At 33.1% G+C, this 21,084-nt stretch carries 21 protein-coding genes; 18 read left to right on the top strand and 3 right to left on the bottom strand.

Annotated features, from left to right (window positions below; all coding sequences use genetic code 11):
* Nucleotides 1–14 precede the first annotated feature (14 nt).
* The 11 genes from D1818_RS23190 to D1818_RS23140 all read left to right on the top strand — a co-directional run bounded on the left by D1818_RS23190 (nt 15) and on the right by D1818_RS23140 (nt 10,290).
* Nucleotides 15–548, top strand: a complete 534-nt coding sequence (locus D1818_RS23190; RefSeq protein ID WP_118462348.1) for a hypothetical protein — start codon at nt 15–17, stop codon at nt 546–548.
* Between the two features lie 146 nt (nt 549–694).
* Nucleotides 695–1,870: a gephyrin-like molybdotransferase Glp gene (gene glp / locus D1818_RS23185; RefSeq protein WP_118462346.1), complete on the top strand. Its 1,176-nt coding sequence runs from the start codon at nt 695–697 to the stop codon at nt 1,868–1,870.
* A gap of 141 nt (nt 1,871–2,011) precedes the next feature.
* Complete coding sequence (locus D1818_RS23180; RefSeq protein ID WP_118462343.1) at nt 2,012–2,344, top strand: winged helix-turn-helix domain-containing protein; 333 nt, start codon at nt 2,012–2,014, stop codon at nt 2,342–2,344.
* A complete protein-coding gene (locus D1818_RS23175) occupies nt 2,341–2,913 on the top strand; it encodes a molybdenum cofactor guanylyltransferase (RefSeq protein ID WP_118462341.1) in 573 nt (190 codons plus the stop codon). The genes D1818_RS23180 and D1818_RS23175 overlap by 4 nt, the downstream gene beginning before the upstream one ends.
* Nucleotides 2,904–3,143 (top strand): MoaD/ThiS family protein, encoded by a 240-nt coding sequence (locus tag D1818_RS23170; RefSeq protein ID WP_118462339.1) that lies wholly within the window; start codon nt 2,904–2,906, stop codon nt 3,141–3,143. The genes D1818_RS23175 and D1818_RS23170 overlap by 10 nt, the downstream gene beginning before the upstream one ends.
* An 11-nt stretch (nt 3,144–3,154) precedes the next feature.
* Nucleotides 3,155–3,595, top strand: coding sequence for a molybdenum cofactor biosynthesis protein MoaE (locus D1818_RS23165; protein ID WP_118462337.1), 441 nt, complete (start codon nt 3,155–3,157; stop codon nt 3,593–3,595).
* Nucleotides 3,596–3,659: 64 nt separating this feature from the next.
* Nucleotides 3,660–4,574, top strand: coding sequence for a bifunctional molybdenum cofactor biosynthesis protein MoaC/MoaB (moaCB, locus tag D1818_RS23160; RefSeq protein WP_118462335.1), 915 nt, complete (start codon nt 3,660–3,662; stop codon nt 4,572–4,574).
* Between the two features lie 32 nt (nt 4,575–4,606).
* Entirely contained in the window at nt 4,607–5,593 is a 987-nt protein-coding gene (moaA, locus tag D1818_RS23155; protein ID WP_118462333.1) for a GTP 3',8-cyclase MoaA, read from the top strand.
* 127 nt (nt 5,594–5,720) lie between these two features.
* Nucleotides 5,721–7,124, top strand: coding sequence for an ATP-binding protein (locus D1818_RS23150; RefSeq protein ID WP_118462331.1), 1,404 nt, complete (start codon nt 5,721–5,723; stop codon nt 7,122–7,124).
* 232 nt (nt 7,125–7,356) lie between these two features.
* A complete protein-coding gene (locus D1818_RS23145) occupies nt 7,357–8,664 on the top strand; it encodes a carboxypeptidase-like regulatory domain-containing protein (RefSeq protein ID WP_118462329.1) in 1,308 nt (435 codons plus the stop codon).
* A gap of 174 nt (nt 8,665–8,838) precedes the next feature.
* Nucleotides 8,839–10,290, top strand: a complete 1,452-nt coding sequence (locus D1818_RS23140) for a S41 family peptidase (protein WP_118462327.1) — start codon at nt 8,839–8,841, stop codon at nt 10,288–10,290.
* Between the two features lie 3 nt (nt 10,291–10,293).
* Here D1818_RS23140 and D1818_RS23135 read toward each other — a convergent pair whose 3' ends face one another.
* Nucleotides 10,294–10,767, bottom strand: a complete 474-nt coding sequence (locus tag D1818_RS23135) for a hypothetical protein (protein ID WP_118462325.1) — start codon at nt 10,765–10,767, stop codon at nt 10,294–10,296.
* 218 nt (nt 10,768–10,985) lie between these two features.
* Here D1818_RS23135 and D1818_RS23130 point away from each other — a divergent pair, with 218 nt between their 5' ends.
* Nucleotides 10,986–11,504, top strand: a complete 519-nt coding sequence (locus D1818_RS23130; RefSeq protein WP_118462323.1) for a lipocalin family protein — start codon at nt 10,986–10,988, stop codon at nt 11,502–11,504.
* Nucleotides 11,505–11,527: 23 nt separating this feature from the next.
* Here the strand turns inward: D1818_RS23130 and D1818_RS23125 are convergent, their stop codons facing one another.
* Nucleotides 11,528–12,964: a rubredoxin gene (locus D1818_RS23125; protein ID WP_118462321.1), complete on the bottom strand. Its 1,437-nt coding sequence runs from the start codon at nt 12,962–12,964 to the stop codon at nt 11,528–11,530.
* A 2-nt stretch (nt 12,965–12,966) separates the two neighbouring features.
* The gene (locus tag D1818_RS23120) at nt 12,967–16,485 is read right to left on the bottom strand and encodes a nitrate reductase (RefSeq protein WP_118462319.1); all 3,519 of its coding nucleotides are present in this window, start codon (nt 16,483–16,485) and stop codon (nt 12,967–12,969) included.
* 583 nt (nt 16,486–17,068) lie between these two features.
* Between D1818_RS23120 and D1818_RS23115 the strand changes: the two genes are divergently transcribed.
* From D1818_RS23115 to D1818_RS23090, 6 genes are read left to right on the top strand one after another with little or no spacing between them, the layout of a single operon-like run.
* On the top strand, nt 17,069–17,497 hold the full coding sequence (locus D1818_RS23115) for a globin family protein (RefSeq protein WP_118462317.1): 429 nt from the start codon (nt 17,069–17,071) through the stop codon (nt 17,495–17,497).
* A gap of 38 nt (nt 17,498–17,535) precedes the next feature.
* Nucleotides 17,536–18,402: a DUF3365 domain-containing protein gene (locus D1818_RS23110; RefSeq protein ID WP_118462315.1), complete on the top strand. Its 867-nt coding sequence runs from the start codon at nt 17,536–17,538 to the stop codon at nt 18,400–18,402.
* A gap of 20 nt (nt 18,403–18,422) precedes the next feature.
* The gene (locus D1818_RS23105; protein WP_118462312.1) at nt 18,423–18,902 is read left to right on the top strand and encodes a hypothetical protein; all 480 of its coding nucleotides are present in this window, start codon (nt 18,423–18,425) and stop codon (nt 18,900–18,902) included.
* 13 nt (nt 18,903–18,915) lie between these two features.
* Complete coding sequence (locus tag D1818_RS23100) at nt 18,916–19,956, top strand: ferredoxin--NADP reductase (protein ID WP_118462310.1); 1,041 nt, start codon at nt 18,916–18,918, stop codon at nt 19,954–19,956.
* A 6-nt stretch (nt 19,957–19,962) separates the two neighbouring features.
* Nucleotides 19,963–20,682, top strand: a complete 720-nt coding sequence (locus tag D1818_RS23095) for a cytochrome c3 family protein (protein WP_118462308.1) — start codon at nt 19,963–19,965, stop codon at nt 20,680–20,682.
* Nucleotides 20,683–20,714: 32 nt separating this feature from the next.
* Nucleotides 20,715–21,083 (top strand): hypothetical protein, encoded by a 369-nt coding sequence (locus D1818_RS23090; RefSeq protein WP_118462305.1) that lies wholly within the window; start codon nt 20,715–20,717, stop codon nt 21,081–21,083.
* The last annotated feature ends 1 nt before the right edge of the window (nt 21,084 follow it).

The raw sequence follows: 21,084 nt of genomic DNA, 5'->3' as shown, positions 1-21,084 counted from the left end.
AAAAACTGAACCTTATGAAAAAACTATTACCCCTATTAACATTACTTTTTGCAAGTGTAACATTTGCAAACGTAAAAATCGACATTTCATATAAATTAATGTCTGTGACTGAGAATACCGTAATCAACGGATTAGATGAAAATACTGAAGAAGGTGTTATTTTTATAACAGAAAGTTTACATCTCGAAAACGGTGTTCGTATAAAAATTAGAAATGCCTGTTTAATCATTCTAGGAGATATTTCTGGAAATGGAATTTTAGATGTTGATGAAACAGCAACCGTTACTTTAGAAGGAGAGAAAAAAGGAAGAGTTACCTTTATCGATAGATTTCTAGCAGACTCCACTTGTCAGCAAGATACTGGAAATAAAACCTTTAAGCACGTAAGAGAAATACCCACTGGCGTTAAATATAGCCTCTATACACTTTCTGGTAGATTATTAGATAGTGGTATAATTGATGAATATATCCATAATTATGTGGATCCCAAAACATATCTTATAAAAGTAGAAGGGTATAAACTAAGAAAAATAGTTTTTAAGAATTAAATCAATCATAAAAAGTAAGGTTTATATGATGATAACACGGCAACTTTAATTGCCGTGTTTTTTTTATGACACAAGTAAACTTTAAAATTCTCGAAATATAGGTTTCTTCCAAACAAAGCAATATTTTTGAAATAAAATAATTGTATATGATTTCTGTATCGATGGCTTTATCAATAATCTCTAAAACACCTTTTACTCCAAATCTAAGGACCCTTCTTTTAAAAGATGCAAATGGATTACTTCTTGCTGAGGATATCATCTCTAACATACACATGCCTCCCTTTAAACAATCCGCAATGGATGGTTATGCATTATTACTTCATAATAAAAATTCTTATCAGATTGTTGGCGAAGTAAAAGCTGGAGACGCAGTTAATTATTCTTTAGAACCCGGACAAGGTATTCGTATTTTCACTGGAGCCAGAGTTCCGGATAACGCAAATACAATAGTAATCCAGGAAAAAGTCAATAGATCAGAAAACACCATAACCATAGATAGCGAAATACATCTTAATCAAAATATTAGAGCGGTAGGAGAACAAATAAAAAAAGGAGACATTGCATTAACTAAAGGAACAAAATTAACCCCCGCCGGCATTGGATTTCTAGCTGGTTTAGGAGTAACTGAAGTAAAAGTTTACGTTCCTCCTACCGTAGCAATTATTACTACTGGTAATGAACTTATAACTCCTGGAGAAGAACTTAAGGAAGGAAAGATTTATGAAAGTAATTCTTTACAATTAGAAACTGTACTCCAACAATTACATATCAAACAGATTACTAATTATGTTGTACAGGATGAATATGAAAGTACTAAAGAGACAATACAGCAGGCTATAAACAATAATGATCTAGTATTAATCAGTGGTGGTATTTCTGTAGGAGATTATGATTTTGTAAAAGAAGCTTTATCGGAACTACATACAGAAGAATTATTTTATAAGATTAAACAAAAACCAGGAAAACCTTTATTTTTTGGAACTAATAATAAAACTATGATTTTTGCCTTACCTGGTAATCCTGCCTCTTCACTTACTTGTTTTTATATCTATGTGCTGCCAATTATCCAAAAAATGATGGGAATTACTGCTATAGGTCTTAACAGAACTACGAAGCTTATTACAAAGGACTTTGTTAAGAAAGGAGATAGAGCACAATTCCTTAAAGCAAAAGTATCTGGAGAGACTGTAGAAATTCTAGAAGGTCAAAGCTCAGCAATGTTATATACCTATGCCATTGCTAATGCACTAGTATATATCGCAGAAAATGTAGATAGTATTGAAAAGGGAAATACAGTTGAAACTATTTTATTACCTCAGTAACTTTTCTCTTTTTCAAAAAGAATACGTCATTAATTTCAGTTTAAATCATTACCATCTCTGATTTTTGAATAAATCATAAAAATTTCTGAAAGAATTTATTCTTCACTTTTTTCGTTATATCTTGCAAGAAACAACGCTTTCATGTATCATATAAAAAGTAGAATTTGGATAGAAGGAGAAGAAGGCGTTTTCCTTGGAGAAGGACGAATTAAAGTTTTGAAAGCAATTATGGTAGAAGGGTCTCTTTCCAAAGCTGCCAAATCTTTGGGAATGTCATATAAGAAAGCTTGGAATTTAGTTGATTCTATTAACAAAAATGCTTCAGCTCCTGTTATTATAACTAATACCGGTGGTAGTGGTGGTGGTGGAACAGAAATCACAGCATATGGAGTAAAAATGATTACTGCTTTCGAAAATATTAATAAAAATTGTTGGGATTTTCTGGATCAACAACTAAAAGAACTGAAGCTATGACTTTAGGAAAAGATCAACATATAACAGGAATTATACTCGCTGGAGGAAAAAGCAGCCGAATGGGTCAGGATAAAGGATTGAAACTTCATAATGGAAAGCCTTTTATACAGCATATAATACAGGCGATAGAAACGATTACTAATAAAATTCTAATCATTACCGGTAGTGCCGATTACCAAACACTTGGTTATCCATGTATAGCAGATATTATTCCTGATCAAGGTCCTGTTGGAGGTATTTATACAGGTCTCAAATATACTAAAACAACACAGAATTTAGTTCTGAGTTGCGATGTGCCCTTTGTAAAACCTGTTGTTCTTACTAATCTTATTTCAGAGTATGAGCCCAATTATGATGTCATAACATACGAAGATATCCCTCTTATTACCTTATATCATAAGTCGGTAGAAAGAACCTTTTTTGAAAGTATTCAAAAGCGACGTCTTAGTCTCAGAAAAACACTTTCAAAATTAAAAGTAAAAAGTATACCTATTGAAGAAAGTGTAGCTCCATACGTAAAAAACATTAATACACATCAACAGTATAAAGAAGCAAATCAATGGAATTAAAGGTTTTATATTTTGGAATGATTGCCGAAGCTACAGGTTGTAAGGAAGAAATTATTTTATTGCGATCCGGCACTACTATAGATCAACTAGAAAACCTGCTAAAAGATAAATATGAAAATTTACAACATTTGTCATTTAAAGTAGCAGTTGATAAAGAGATTACGGCTAATGACACTTTGCTGAATCCTAATAATGAAATCGCATTACTACCTCCTTTTTCTGGCGGTTAAAAAAATAAACAATGAATAAACGAAAAACAGTTTTTATAGAAGGCCCTATTACTCCTTCTTTTGTAGCGAATTCTATAGAAAAACATCAAACCAAAACTACAATCGGTGCTCACGATATATTTTTAGGCCAAGTACGAGCAGATAAAATCGATGGTAAAATTGTTCAAGCTATTGACTACTCTGCTTATAACGAGATGGCTGAGAATAAATTTCACGAAATTCGTGAAGCCACTTTTAATAAATATGACCTAACCTGTATGCACATATATCACAGCTTAGGTAAAGTAAAAGCCGGTGAAATTTGTCTTTTCGTATTTGTTTCTGCTCCACATAGAAAAGTTGCTTTTGAAGCACTAGAATTTTTAGTAGAAGAAATAAAAAAAGAAGTTCCTGTATTCGGAAAAGAAGTTTTTGACGATGAGACACATGTTTGGAAAGTAAACAAAGTTTAAAGTGGTTAGCAGTGGAATTGTTAAAAATTCCAATTAAGATCCTAGTAAACGATTAAACATTATAATGGTAGACATTACACATAAAAACAATACGCTTCGTACAGCAGTAGCGCAAGCGATCGTTAAGGTTGGAAGCACGGAAACCATAAAGGCTATTGTATCCAAAAACATCCCGAAAGGTGATGTTTTTGAAATGGCAAAAACTGCTGGATTATTTGCTGTAAAAAGAACCAGTGATATGATTCCGGATTGCCATCCATTACCTATTGAATTTACAGCCATAGATTATAAAATCAATAATCTCGAAATCACAATTGAGATTACTGTAAAAACAATCTATAAAACCGGTGTAGAAGTGGAAGCAATGCACGGAGCATCTGTTGTTGCACTGACGATGTATGATATGCTAAAACCTGTAGATAAAAACGTAGAAATACAACATATCAAACTACTACATAAGAAAGGTGGTAAATCCAGTTATAAGGACAGCGGAGAACCTTTTACTGCAGGAGTAATAGTCTGTTCGGATTCTATCTCGGCAGGTCATAAAGAAGATAAAGCTGGTAAAGCCATCATAACTAAGCTCGAAGAATGTGGAGTTACTATTAACACCTATACCATCATTCCCGATGAAACAGATCAGATCCAACAGCAAGTAAAACAATTGGAAAAAGCTGGTAACGATCTCATAATTTTTACTGGTGGTACAGGATTGTCGCCTCGTGATGTAACACCAGAAGCGATTCTACCATTAATAGAACGTCGAATCCCAGGAATCGAAGAAGCAATTCGTAATTATGGACAGAACCGTATGCCATATGCCATGCTCTCAAGAAGTGTAGCTGGAGTGATTGGAGAATCTGTAGTACTCGCATTACCAGGTTCTACAAATGGCGCCAGAGAATCCATGGAAGCTGTGTTCCCAGCTGTATTGCACACCTTCAGAATTCTGAAAGGTGCAAAACACGATGGAAGCTAAAAAACAATTATGTAAATATAAAAAACCAGCGCATGCTAACAGATAGTTTTGGTCGTAAACACACATATCTTAGGATTTCATTGACGGAAAAATGTAATCTTAGATGTACATATTGCATGCCTGCAAACGGGATTCCTTTAAGTCCAAGGGAACATCTGATGTCTGCAGATGAAATCCATACTATTGCCAAAGAGTTTGTAAGATTTGGAGTTAACAAAATTAGACTTACAGGCGGAGAACCTATGGTGCGAAAAGACTTCCCTTTGATATTAGAAAAACTAGCTAGTTTACCTGTAGAATTAGGTATTACAACCAACGGAGTATTAGCAGAACGTTTTATTCCGCTCTTGAAAGATAATGGAGTAAAGACTATTACAATTAGTATCGATTCACTTCATAAAGATAAGTTTGAAAAAATTACACGGCGTAATGAATTCGAAAAAGTTTGGAACACCATACAGCTTTTCCAAAAAGAAGGTTTTAAAGTAAAACTAAATATTGTTTTAATAAAAAACTTTAACGAAGATGAAATCATTGATTTCATTAATCTGACCAAAGATCGAAATCTAGTTGTTCGATTTATAGAGTTTATGCCATTTGATGGAAATCAATGGGATATGGATAAACTCGTAACACAACAAGAAATCTTAGATAAAGTAAATTATAACTTCCCTTTACAACTTAAACGTTTAGACGACGCCCCCAATGATACTTCTAGAAACTATAAAATAGCTGGATATATTGGTAGTTTTGCAATCATCAGTTCTGTTACCAATCCTTTTTGTGACACTTGCAATCGTATCCGTATCACGGCTGATGGTAAATTAAAAAATTGCTTGTTCTCTGGCAAGGAATTCTCATTATTAAAACCACTAAGAGCGGGACAACCTATATTACCTGTTATACAATCGGCATTAGAACATAAATTTGCCACTAGAGGAGGAATGGATACTCCAGAAAAACTAGAAAACCCTGAGTTACACTCTAAAAACAGGAGTATGACTAGTATTGGCGGTTAATTTCTGAATATTCTTTTAGCATACATTTCTAAAAAACCATTATATTTAGGCTTATATCCCAATAAGGCCCCAAAATAACCTTATCTGAAGATTAACTAACGTAAGATCTTAGCACAAAAAATAATCTATGAATCGAAAATCATGGTTAAAATCTGAAGCTGCCGCATATACATTATATGGAGTGTTATTTGGATGTGTGTTTCCTATTTTAGCCACTAGTATAGATATTGCCAAATTAGAATTAGATTTTTCATTAGAGTCTATATTATTTGTACAAAAACAATATCCAATTCATTATATTATTGATACCGCTCCCCTATTTCTTGGTTTGTTCGCTATGTTTGGAGGGCGTAACCTGGACAGACTTAAAGATAATAATGAGCAAATCCTGCAAGCCTCAAAATTTAAACAGGATTTCTTGGCTAATATGAGTCATGAAATTAGAACGCCTATGGTGGGTGTGATCGGTATGATTGATTTGCTTTTTAAAAATACTGAGTTAAATGATTTACAAAAAGAGTATGTTACAACAATTCATCATTCTTCTCAAAACTTATTAGATATTTTAAATCAAATTCTTGATTTATCTAAAATCGAAGCAGGTAAATTTACCCTATCCCCCAAAGGGATTAATCTTAAAAAGCTAATAGATCAAAATGTAGATCTATTTCTTGCGAATAGCAAAGCAAAAGGAATTAGTCTGGTTTCTGAATATCCGGATACATTGCCAAAACATATTTACGCAGATGATAATAGGTTGACACAAATATTATCCAATCTTATCGGTAATGCTATCAAATTTACTAATGAAGGTACCATTACTATAAAATCGTCTTTAGCTTCCAAAAAAAATGGAGAACTAACTATTAAAGTAGAAGTTATTGATTCTGGAATCGGTATTAGCAAACAAGATCAGGAATCCCTTTTTAATCGATTTAGTCAGGTACATAACGATGCTATCTTAATTGGAGAAGGAAGCGGACTAGGACTTACTATTAGTAAGAAATTAGTGGATTTAATGAATGGGAAGTTAGGCGTAAATAGTGAAGTAGGAAAAGGAAGTAATTTTTGGTTTACTTTCAAAACCAAAATATCTGATGCTGTCTCACCAACAATTGATAAAGTTTTTGATAAAAGTAAAGATCAAAAGTTCGATCTTCATGTTTTATTAGTAGAAGATTCTGAAACAAATATCCTTGTTTCTAAACAAATTCTTAAATATTTAGGCTGTACAGCTGATGTAGCCCAAGACGGAAGAAAAGCTTTAGAAATGTTTGAAGAAGATGTCTATGACCTTATCCTAATGGATATAAATCTTCCGGAATTAGATGGCGTAGAAACCTGTAAATTAATACGTAAAGGTTATAAAAAAGTACCTCCTGTTATTGCTATTACTTCTAACGCCTTACCTGGTGATGCAGAACGATTTATTGCAAAAGGACTGGATGATTATATAACCAAACCTTTTACCACAGAAATACTTAATATAAAACTTAGAAATTGGTTTGGTGATCACAGTGGTTATCATTAGAATTTGGAAAACCTTACTTCAGCATAAAAGAAAAAGCATATTACGGACATAATCGTTTTAAAACCTCTTATTAAGGAAGCATAATGTTTCTTTACAAGTTACCAAAAGACCTTAATATTAGTTCATTTTTAACTATTATATTCTAAAAATCATCTGTAATTTTAGTATCTTGTATAATCGACATTCTTCCACTAAAATTAAAGAATGTAATTATTAACTGAATGAATTTGATATGGACAAAAAAAGTATTTTTTTAAGTAAAAATGGTATCACATTTTTATTCTGTATATTTCTAATTATTGGATACTCTAATAGTTTGCACGCATTTAGCTTTTTTCAAGATACCGATATTCAGAATGGTATCAATTATGATGAATATAAAGGAATTGTAGTAGATAAAGACTCTAATGATCCAATAGTATCTGCAACAATTTTATTGAATGGAACCAACATCTCGACAATCACCAATCGTGAAGGTGAATTTTTGTTGAAAGTTCCGAAAACTGCTACAGATGATAAAATCACAGTGTCTTTTTTGGGATACAATGATACGGTGGTTTCACTTTCTTCGTTAAAAGGTGACGAAACCAAAATTAAATTAAGTGCGACAATAACGGAACTATCAGAAGTAAATATTGATCCCACAGACCCAGAAGCTCTGATCAAAGCGGTTATGAAACGACGCGGCGCAAACTATCAAAATGATAACACCATCATGACCGCTTTTTATCGCGAAACTATCAAAAGAAGGAGAACCTATGTATCTCTTTCTGAAGCTGTAGTTGACGTATATAAAAAACCTTATGTTTCTGGTAAAACCGATATTATTAAGTTATACAAGGCTCGGAAAAGTGCGGATTACAAAAAGCTGGACACACTTACCTTAAAACTTCAAGGTGGACCATCAAGTACATTATTTATTGATGTTATGAAAAACCCAGATCTTCTTTTTACAGAAGATATTCTAAAAATCTATGAGTTTAGTTTTGACACATCTACTAAAATTAATGATCGATATATTTACGTTCTTAATTTTAAGCAACGTCCTAATATAGAAGACCTTTATTATTATGGGAAATTATATATCGATTCTGAAACATTAGCATTAACAAAAGCCGTTTTTAGTTTAAATCTAGAAGACAGAGATAAGGCTAGTAAATTATTTGTTAGAAAAAAACCAACTAGAGCCAAGGTATATCCTACAGTAGCCACCTACAATATGAATTATAGAGAATCTAATGGAAAATGGTTCTATGGTTATGGAAAAATCGATTTAGTTTTTAAAGTGAATTGGAAAAAGAAATTATTTAATTCTACATATAAACTAAATATCGAAATGGCTATCACCGATTGGAAAAAGAACCCTAATAACGAAAATGTTAGGCCAAAGGACCGTTTAAAATCCTCTGTGGTCATAAGTGACGAAGCTTCAGGATTTTCTGATCCTGAATTTTGGGGAGAATATAATGTAATCGAACCCGATAAACCAATAGAATCTGCAATTCGCAAAATAAAGAAACAATTACGAAAATTGAATTGATCATATTTTCAATAAAAATTCAAAAAAACAGGTACTACGAAAAGTACCTGTTTTTTTGTTTTAAATAATAACTACTTACCGCTAATTTATTACATTTACATCTCAGAAAACAAGGGGGTTGTCACATCTTTTCTTATAAAAAGTCTTTATATATTATATATTAATAATTATCACATGAATCGCATTTTGTGTATTGTATTTTCGATCATCATATCCACTACGCTATTTGCTCAGAAAAATCTAACGCTGGAAAAGGCTCAGCAAGATTTTAAAATTTTTGAAAGCATTTTAAAAAAAGGGCACCCCTCTCTTTATGAATATATTAGTGAAAGTGATTTGGATTCTGTTTTGAGTGTTACCAAAGAATCATTTACAGAAGAGATTTCTGATATCGAACTATTTAAGAAGATGCAACAGGTAACTGACCAAATTAAAGATGGTCATTTATTGCTTTTTGCACCTAATACGTTAAATACTACGCAGTATTATTTCCCATTAATTCTTAAGATTATTCAGGCAGAATTTTACATAGATACTGATGATTTTGGAATACCTATTGGATCAAAAATCATCAGAATACAAGACAAACCAACAGCACAAATTCTGGAAGCTCTAAAAAAATATACTCCTACTGATGGCTATAATCTTACCAGAAAATACAGAGATATCGAACTAAAATTTGGTTTATTTTATACATATGAGTATGGTCTGCAAAAAGAATACACCATTGATTATATCGAACCAGATGGTACGGAGAAAACAATGACACTGGCAGCAGAATCTTTTGTGAATGCAAAACACCGAAATATCAACCGAAACTCTTATTTTTCTAAATATCATCAGGAAAAAGACAAAGTAGCCTTTTTTTCAAAACATATAAATACGAAAGAGCCTTTTGTATACTATAAAAAAGATCTTAAAACTGCGGTTTTGGTTGTTAACTCTTTTGGAGTAGATATAAGAGCATTTAAATCTCGTTTGATTAAACTCTTTAAGGAAATCAATAAAAAGAAAATGAAGCATCTCATTATTGACATACGAAACAATGATGGTGGTTTCAGACCTAATTCGGTACATCTTTTTTCTTTTATTACGAACAAATTGTATAGACAAAGAACCAGTGCTTTTGTTTCTTCACTAGAAGTTCCAGAACGAAAATATGTAACCAGAACATACGGCGAGAAAGAGTTTCTAAAAGATAAGTTCTATGATCATCCCAAATATGATGGATGGAAACTGGATTTTGATGATTTAGAAACCATGATGGTTCCTAATAGAGATAGATTTCAAGGTAAAGTATATGTATTAGCTGGCGGTGCTACTTTTTCTGCAGGTTCTGCTTTAGCACTATTGGCTAAAAACGATCCAGACATTCTTTTGGTAGGAGAAGAAACTGGAGGCGGTTATTATTTTCATACAGGCCAATTTCCGGTGTATTATGAGTTACCTAGCACTAAGATTATTATGGTAATGTCTATGGAAAAAATAACACATTATGTAAAAGACAAAACCGTTCCCAAAGGCTCTGGTGTTATTCCAGATCGCACAGTACAGCTTTCTGTAGAAGATCTGATGCTAGGAAAAGATAGTCAGCTGGATTATATTCTGAAATTGATTAAAGGGTAGAAACTATCCCAGAGCATCTAACATTTGCTCGTAATCATATTGTAGATCTTCGTGCAGAGTAATTATGGTTTTTTTAATACTAGCTATTTGACGTTCATAAATCCCTAACAATACGTTGTTATTTCTAATAGAAGGACGCATATTTTTTAATTCTGAGCAGAAATGAAGTAATATTTCAACCTCCGTTTCTTTTTTGCCAGAATACCTGATATACTTTTTACTAACACGTAGAATTTTGCGAACACTTTTTTTGATATAGTAATAACTACTAGTGTTAATAAGACTGAACTCCTTGGTGATTTCTTCTCGCACTTCTTCTATATAATTATCTTCATTGGATACTTCATAAAGCAAGTAGGTAAGTAATTCTTTATTTTCTTTTTTGAACTTAGATAATCGCAGACATAATGCTACCAATTCCTGTTGGGAACAATTGTTTAGTTCTAGTTTTAATTCTCTTACCGTAGCAGCTTTCATCGCAATGTAATAAGTTTATATGTATTGCGAACTTAGGGATAAATATTAAAAGATGTCAATGTTTGTATGACAAACAAATATCATTTTAGTTATAGTATACTGAGTAGTGTCAGCCCAATCCAAAAAAAACAGCGAGATAATACATTACCTTAACAATCTTTCAGCTTCCTTTAAGATGGGAACAATTTTTGATACTAACGAATCATTAATTTTACATTATGAAAAAACACTTTCCAACCTTGTTATTAGCTTTAGTTATTATTATAACATCTTCTTGCTCTAAGAGCAAGAAAGAACCTTATCAAATTCCTGAAAATGCTATTGAGCTTATTGCAGGAACATCCGGTAAAACCTGGAAAATAGCAAAACGACATAATGATGGCACAAGAATGAATATGGCTGGTTGTTTTTTATCCTACAGAACTACGTATAATCCCGATATGACTATGAAAGATAATAATGGTGAACAACACGATTGTGGTCCATCTCTTATTGCCAATTGGGAAATCACACAAAGTAAAAAAGGGCATTACTTCATCAAATTAAAAAGTGATCAACTACCTAAAATGATGAATATAGAAAAGAATTATAAGTCTTTTCAGATTACGTATCTAAGTAAAGACAGCCTACAATTACGCTACAGACATGCTCAGTTTTCTGGTCAGGTTCGTACTATCGTTGATTTATATGTTCAAGAAGATGTTGTAGCTCCTAATCGAGATTTTCATAATAAATAACAGGTTATAAAGAACAATAGTACTTAAACTATCTCTAAGGTCATTTTCTCAAAACTATCTTTAGAAGACTCACATAATGCACATTGATAAGTTTCTGGTAAATCTTCAAACTCTGTCCCTGCTAAAATATTTGATACCAGATCACCTATAGATGGATCATATATCGTTTGGCAATTTTTACATTGAAATACTTCGATCTCCGTTTTCTCATTTTTAACCGAAATCCCTGCAAAACTTTCTTCATCTCCTTCTCCCAAATTCTGAAAATAAGCTTTTGTTAATTCTAATAATATTGCAGGTAGATCCATTTGGTCTATATCCTGAGCATACACAATATAATTTCGTGTATTAGGATCAAATTTCTTGGCGTATAAAACATTATAGGTAGGCCTGATGACAAAATCTTTTATTGCCTCAGGTGCTTTGTTTTCTTCAATAACAACAGATGTGAAATATCTTTTTTGATTACGTCGAATACTTATGGTAAAAGTCATACCGTAGGTACTTATATCATTTTGGTCAAAATTCATGACCAAGAATTTTTTTAAGTCTAAAGCTTTCTGACTAGCCACTGGTAAATGCCAATTTAACTCTAACGCAGAATGACGAACATTAATCCCAAATTGACCCAAAAGTTTTTCTAGAGGCAATTTACATTCCTTCGGAATTCCCTTTATAACAAATGATTTCCAAGGAGTCAAACATATTTTACCTATTCGATATTCGATACAAAATTCACAAAGTGCTTTAAGGAATTTTAGATCATATTTATTATTTCTCCAATACAATCCTAACCAATACTGATTGATTCCCATTTTATTCATTCCTTCATAGTAAGGAAACGGTTTAAAACTAACATTTAGCGCTTTTTCTATTACACGATTATTAGTGTCAATACTTTCGTTGAGAAACTGAAAAAGTTCATCAACATTATTCACTTTTTGATATATTTTTTCGATTTCCTGAGCTACTTTTGCGATATCCCAGGTAAATATCAAGACTGGATAAAACACTTCTTCCCATCCTGGTAATTTTAGGAATAAATACCAATAATCTTCGTTTGTAGATGCAATAAAATTAAGATCTCCTGAGAATAAAGATACCATTTGTTGTTGTGGGTCAGAGATATTAATTTTTAGTTTTGGCTTATACCTAAACTGCTCTAAAATATATAAATATGTTGTCCCTCGTAACCAAACGGTAGAGTTAAAAATATCTATAGAAACGTAAGAACAGCTTATATTCTGTTCTGTTTCTGGAGCGAAAAAATCAGTATTGAATAATTGATGTTCGGAGACTACATTTCCTTTGGAATCTTTAGAAGGAAATATAATGTCCTGTCTTGATCCAAAATGAAAAGTTTCTAATCCTAGGTCCTCGGCATACATTATAATTCGTTGCAATTCGCTAGGTGATAAAATTCCACCTTTTATATTTATTCTATGCATAAATTCTTCCATACCTAAGCTAATTGCATTACATTATTCAATACTTCTTTTACTTCGGGTTTACAACTACCACAACCTAATCCTGCTCCTGTTTTAATACATAGTTCTGAGAAGTCTTCACAGCCAGATTTTATCGCTTCTTCTAGATTACCTTCACCCACTTGACTACAAGAACAAATCAGTTTACCAAGTACAGGTTCGTCTGGTTGTGACGATCTAAGTAATTCTTCTCTTTTTTCTGATAATTCTATTTTCTCTTCGATTAGTCTTTTAAAATCAGCGAACTCACTCTTATCACCCATCAAAATTGCACCTACCAGCCAATCATTTTTAACAATACATCTCTTGTAAAATCGTTTACCTACATCCATAAAAATAACTTCTTCATAAGTAGGATCATCTTTTGGCATATCAATATTACCAATACTACAAAGATCCAGATCTTCAAACTTCAGAATATTCATAAATACAGATCCTTTATAAATTGCACTAAAATCTCCTAAAAGATACTTTGCTACCACATCTGCTTGCTGTTCTGCAGCAGCTGTAATTCCGAATAAATTACCTTCGAATTCGGCAATCTCACCTACCGCAAAAATATCTGGATCACTAGATTGCAAATATTGATTTACTACAATTCCACGACGACAAGTAACACCTTCTGCTTTTGCCAAATCAATATTTGGGATGGTACCAATAGAATAAACTACAGCATTACAAGTAAATGATTTTCCTGATTTCAGGTTTACTAATAATGACCCAGAATCCTGATTAAATACCGTATCCACCTCATTGTCAAAATGAATCTGTATTCCTTTTTCGCGCACATCTTCTGCCAACAAACGACTAGCTACAATATCCAGCTGACGCTCCATCAATCGATTTCCTCGTTGAATAATAGTGATGTTCACTTCCTTTTTACGCAGTGCTGCTGCTAGTTCCAGACCTAATAGTCCACCTCCTACAATAGTTACATGTTGTTTATTTTCTGGCAAACCTGTATCATCGAGATATTTCTTTAGTTTATCTGCATCACCACGATCCCTCATAGTAAACCTTCCCGGTAAATGAATAGGTACTTCTTTTGGGACAAAAGCCCTACTACCTGTCGCCATTAGCACTACATCGTACTGATGTTTTTCTCCTTTGCTATCAATAAGGTATTTTTCCTCTCGGTTAATTTCCTCAATTGGATTGCTTGTAGATAAAGTTACCTTAAGAGATTCCATACTTCCTTCTCGCATCTTTTGCAATTGCTCCCAAGTAAGTTCTTCGCTTACGTATTCTGGTAGTAAAACACGATTATAAAAAGGATATGGTTCTTTAGAAAAAACAGTAATCTCATCTTCCATATTATGTTCTCTATACGTTTGTATAAAACGATAAGCGGCGGTACCCGCGCCAATGATACAAATCTTCTGTTTTTCTTTTACAAATTTTGAAACCTGTACAGCAGAGAACTTAAAGTCAGGTTCTTTGGAAATAGGATCAACAATACTGGTTGTTAGATTATTAGCTCTTCCGTAATCATTCCCTAAGACTTTACCCCAATGCATTGGTAAAAACACAACTCCTTTGCCAATAGCATCACTAACCTTAACCTTGACCTGTACTTTTCCTCGTTTACTCTCGATTACGGCTATATCGCCATCTTTTATCTTTCTCAGAAAAGCATCTACTTGGTTCATTTCTAGAAAAGGATGTGGAATATGGGTTAATAATCTATTTACCTTCCCTGTTTTGGTTCTGGTATGCCATTGATCACGAACTCTACCTGTTGTTAAAATCAACGGATGTTTCTCAGTTAATAGTTCTGAAGTTGGTTTAGTAAACCTTGGTACTACAAACTTTGCATTACCTGTATCTGTATAAAAACGTTTATCTTCAAATAAACGTGCAGTTCCTGAATGATTACTTTCTGGTACTGGCCACTGAAAACTACCTTCGTTTTTTAGTCGATCATAATTTAAACCAGTAATATCAATGTTCGTACCCTTAGTCAATCGACAATGTTCTTTGTATACCTCTTCTACTGATGTATAATCAAATCCACGATATCCCATACGCTGCGCAAACTTCCAAAGTATCTCTGAATCTGGTAATGCTTCTCCTGGAGGATTAACTACCTTATTCAAATATGTAATACGCCTCTCACTATTGGTCATTGTTCCTTCTTTTTCTGCCCAACCAGCAGCTGGCAAAACTAAATCAGCATACTCTAAGGTCTCCGAACGATATGAAATATCTTGAACAACAACAAACTTGGCATTTTGTAAAGCTTTTTCTACCTTATTGGCATTAGGAAGACTTACTAACGGGTTTGTACAAATAATCCATACAGCTTTTAGCTTTCCACTTTCTAATGCATCAAACATCTCTGTAGCTGTAAATCCCGGTTTCTCTGAAATTTCTTTTCCTCCCCAAAAATTAGCAACTTCTGTTCGATGTTCTTTATTACCTAAATCCTTGTGGGCTGCCAGCAGGTTAGCCATTCCTCCTACTTCTCTACCGCCCATTGCATTAGGCTGACCTGTTAATGAAAAGGGACCTGATCCAGGTTTTCCGATATGCCCCGTGAGTAGGGATAGATTTAAAAGCGCATTATTTTTATTTACTCCTATGGAACTCTGGTTTAATCCCATTGCCCAAAGCGTTATAAACCCTTTAGCATTGCTTATAAAGGAAGCTGCTTTCTTAATATCAGCGACAGTAATCCCGCATATTTTTGCAGCATCCGTTAATGAAGTGGATTGCAAAGATTCTTTTAACAATTCGTAATTATCTGTATGGTTTGCTATAAAATTTTTATCGATTTTTCTTCGATCGATTAATCGTTTAGCAATGGCATTATATAATACAACGTCTGTACCAGGTATGATTTGTAAATGTAAATCCGCAATATCGCAAGATTGCGTTTTTCTTGGATCAACTACAATAATTTTGGTATCCGGATTTTGTTCTTTATGCGCTTCAATTCTTCTGAATAAAATTGGGTGGCACCATGCAGGATTAGCTCCGGCAATCATAAAACAATCAGCTAATTCTATATCTTCATATGCAATGGGAACACTGTCTTCCCCTAACGCCTGTTTGTATCCCACAACTGCAGAACTCATACATAATCTAGAATTAGTATCTACGTTATTAGTCCCAATAAATCCTTTAGTCAGTTTGTTTACCAGGTAATATTCTTCGGTAAGACATTGTCCTGAAACATAAAATCCTACACTATCAGGACCATATTTATCAATAATAGTATTAAAAACTGCTGTTGCACGATCAAAAGCCTGATCCCAAGATACTCGCTGACGCTCATGTCCTTTACTCCATCGCATCTCTGGATACAAAATCCGATCACTCTTGTCTTGAACAACATGATGTAAGTTCATTCCTTTAGAACATAACATTCCTTTGTTCACAGGATGATCGGGATCTCCCTCTACAGTAATCACCCCCTTAGCATCTTTTTTAGCTATTATTCCACAACCAACACCACAATACGAACAGGTAGTCTTATAAGATTTAAATGCCATAAAAGAGTTTTGTTACGATTAAACACAATCACAAAATTAAGTATTATTACTTAAAACCAAACCAAATTATATGAGAAGACTTCAAATAGTGTTGTGATTTATGAAATCCATAAAAGAATATATCAAAAAAACATTTTTCAAAAAAAAGAGGCATACTGATTCTCTAATATTTAAAATTCAAACGAACTCAAAGTACTGTACTATATCTAAAAACGAGTGAATACAATCTTTCATCTAGGTTTAGCCACATGCATTCCACTAGGTCTATATACTGCATATAATTGTCATTTTTGCAAAAAAAGAACAGAATAAAACGATTATCACAAAACGTGTAAATTAAGTTCAAATACGTATTTTTAAGAGTCATGTAATATCAATAATTTAAAATTAATTTATTTTCAAATAAAAAGTTAAATAAATCAATTATATATAGAATATAAGCTTTTTATGAATAAAAAATAGACATAAAAACGTTTTTATTAAATATTTGATATTTGTGTTTTACTAGTCATTCGAATATATTTGAAACAAAATTAAGTAGTTATACTTAATTTTTATTGTTTCACTTTAAAAAAACGTAATTATGGAAAAACGCACAATTGAATTGGTACAAACATCTTTTAGTAAAGTTGCACCCATTGCGGAAGCTGCCGCAGGAATTTTTTACGATAAACTTTTCGAATTAGATCCTGAGTTAAAAAAGATATTCCCAGCTAACGATGCAGAAGCTATGAAAGGACAAGGAAACAAATTAATGACTATGCTTTCTTCTGCAGTAGCTGGACTAAGCAATATAGATAGACTTATACCAATATTACAAGATTTAGGAAAAAGACATGTCGATTACAAAGTGGAATCTTCGCATTATGATACAGTAGGCGCTGCATTACTAAGTACTTTGGAAACTGGACTTGGAGAAGATTTCACACCAGAAGTAGAAACAGCTTGGGCTGACACTTATGGTGTTATGGCATCTGTTATGAAAACTGCCGCATACGGAGAAGTGGCATAGAAATATTAGTAAAAGTAATTAACATAAAACACAACAAAATGAATCATCTAAAAGCAAAGGGAATATTTTTCTTACTAGTAACAGGATATTCTGTTATTCTTCAATCCTGTGGCGGGGTACCAGAAGAAACCGCATCAAATGAATCATCAGACAAAGTACTAGCGGTTGCAGACGTACTTACCTTAGTTGCTGAAGAAAATGATATCACTAGAACATTGTACACTAAAGGAATTGTAGGAGCCGGAAAAAAACAAGGATTAAAATTCGACGAGGACTGGCAAGATGACGAAGTAGAAGCAGGTCCACTTCCCGCACTATTCTTAAGAGGAATTTCTTCTGATATTCGAAAAAGTGATGTGCCGCTAGGGTTATACTTAGGTTCTGACTTCCCTATTAATGCTTCAAACAAATTTCAGGGAAAACAAGCAGAACTATTTGCTAAAATAAAGACGGATCAAAAACCACAACATTTCTATGAAGAAGATCAGAAATTATACACTTCTATGTTTGCAGATCTCGCTGTAGCAGCTCCTTGTGTTAACTGCCACAACGATCATAAAAGCACTACAAAAACTGATTGGAAACTAGGTGATGTTATGGGTGCAACTACCTGGCAATATCCTTCTGACTCTTTATCATACAAAGAAGCCATAGGAGTTATAAATGCATACAGAAATGGCACAAAAGCTATCTACAATGCATATCTCGAAGAAATAGCTGCTTTTAAAAACGATAGCACAAAACCACAAATTGGTAATAAATGGCCTTCTAAAGGCTTCTACCTACCAACAGCAGAAGTATTTATTGACAGCGTAAGGAAATTAGCTTCCTATCATAGTCTTGAAAAATTGTTACTGGCCGAGAACCAAAAAACAACTAAGACAAAAGGCTTAGCTTCTAATTAAGAACAAATACTTCGGATAGAGTGAAAAAATCATATAGTTTTTTGTTTATTGGATTTAGTTTATTCACATTCTATATCCTACAATACCTTTTAGATCTAAAGTGGCAATGGCTATATGATCTACAACTCGATGAAGAATACAAAAGATGGTCTGGAGTATTTGTTGGAGCATTCATACTGTTTCAATGGATACTTACCTTGACCAGAGTGTCCAAAAAATTAAAAAAACACGCCATCCGTTTTACAAGCTTGCACAAGTGGATTGGAGTAGTTTCGCCAATATTTTTTTACATACACGCACTAGAATTTGGATATGGATACTTGGCACTATTATCCTATATATTTTTCATTAATATGATTTTAGGCACTATCAATCTTGATATTATTAAAAATCAAAAAGAATGGATATTCAAATCCTGGATGATTACCCATGTACTGCTCTCTGTAGTTATTACATTTTTAGTAGTTTTTCATATTGGTGTTGTGTTTTATTACAAATAAAAAACTAAGTATTATGCTGTTAACCGTCAAAGAGATAATTCACGAAACCGAAGATGCCGTTAGTGTTATTCTTAACAAAGGAGGATTCTTTAACAAAATCAAATACAAACCAGGACAATTTCTTACTGTAAAAATTCCTATTAAAAATAAAATTGAAAAAAGGGCTTATTCGTTTAGCAGCAGTCCATTCACAGATAAATTCCTACGAATCACTGTCAAGAAAGTACAGAAAGGATTAGTTTCTAATTATATCTGTGAAAACTTAACCGCAGGTCAAAAAATAGAGATTGAAAAACCCGCTGGTAGTTTTTACATAGAACCTGATAAAAAGGCAAAACACAACTATATTTTTTTCGCAGGAGGAAGTGGTATAACACCTATATTTTCTATTATTAAAACTGTTTTAGAAAAAGAGCCTTTATCTAAAATCGTTTTGATTTATGCAAATAAAAATGAGGAATCCATCATATTTAAAAAAGCACTTGAAGATCTTGAAGAAAAGTATCCAAACCGTTTAAGCACCCAACATATACTGGAAAAAAACATCTCTAACAAACTAAACTACCATCAAGATTTATTAAATGAAGAACTGGTTACAGAAATTATGGAAACACACATGTTAGAGTATCACGATGGTAAATATATGATGTGTGGCCCACAAGGTTTTATGAATAAAGCTAAAGAAATATTGGCAAATAATGGTATTACTAGGAATCAAATTAAACTAGAAGCATTTAGTTCCAATTTTATAACATCTAGTGATGCTAAAGATCTAATAAGCAATGTAATTATCTATCAAGAAAAAAAGAAGCATGAAATAAGCGTTTCGGGAGACAAAACGATCCTGCAAGCGGCAATGTCAGAAAACATCATGCTACCCTACTCCTGCAGATCAGGCATGTGTAGTAGTTGTAAAGCTAAATGTATAAAAGGAAAAGTAAAAATGATTGATGGTCACTTTTTATCAGAGGAAGAAGTTGCAAACGGAGATATTTTAACCTGTATAAGTTTCCCAGCTTCTAATAATGTTAGCATTAGCTTTCTAAACGATTAAAACTGTATGTTTAGTAAAAATCCACTAAGAAAAAGGCAACGGATTGGCTCTATAATTGGAATCATTATAGGTATCATCATATATATTATTTTACCTCTAAAACAATCAGAAGACTTTTTAAGTCTAGGACCACTTAATACAGGACACGAAGGCTTGTCTTGTAACGCTTGCCATACGGATGCAAAGGGAAACTTAATACAACAATTACAATCTAATATAGCTTACACATTTGGAATGCGTGAAACCAAAGCTGATTTTGGAACTGAAAATGTAGATAACAAAAAATGTTTGGAATGCCACGATAGGCCTAATGACCGTCATCCTACGCATCGTTTTCTAGAACCTAGATTTAAAGAAGCAATCGCAAATATAAACGCTACAGAGTGCGAAACTTGCCATAGAGAACACAATGATACCAGAATAGTTCTTAAAGATGCTGCATTCTGTGTGAATTGTCACTATGATTTAGAGGTGAAAAATGACCCTATCGACACCCCTCATGAAGAACTGATCGCTAATAAACAATGGAATACTTGCCTACAATGCCACGATTTTCATGGCAACCATATTTATAAAGTAGCTGAGAAAATGAAAGACACCATTCCGTTAGAAAAAATTCAGGAATACCTAAAAGGAGGAGCAGATCCTTTTTCGGACAAAAAGAAATATCAACCATTAAGTGAAGAAGAATGGTTAAAAATGAAAAAGAAATATTCCGTCAAATGACACCTTAAACATTTGAATAAAAAAAACTGATCATGAACTCTACTACAATAATAAAGCTAATATTCTTACTAATACTATTCATCAATTTTACATCCTGCAACGGAGAACCAAAACCACAGTGTGACATCCCTCAAAATATAACTTATAACGATCAGGTAGCATCACTAATAGAAATTCACTGTTTTAAATGCCACGCCCAGGATGTATATAAAGAAAAAGCATCAAGACATAAAATTTTTGATTACACGAACTTAAAAAAATCCGGAGAAAGCGGGCAATTAATTGGATCCATCACTCACGCTCAGGGCTTCATTCCTATGCCTTACCGAAAAGGAGTTAAAATCGATAGTTGTGCAATTGAAGTGATCAAGAAATGGGTGGAATTAGGAATGCAAGAATAAC

It is taken from the genome of Aquimarina sp. BL5 (genome assembly GCF_003443675.1).
Lineage (GTDB): Bacteria > Bacteroidota > Bacteroidia > Flavobacteriales > Flavobacteriaceae > Aquimarina.
This window is presented reverse-complemented; position numbering and strand designations above follow the sequence as displayed.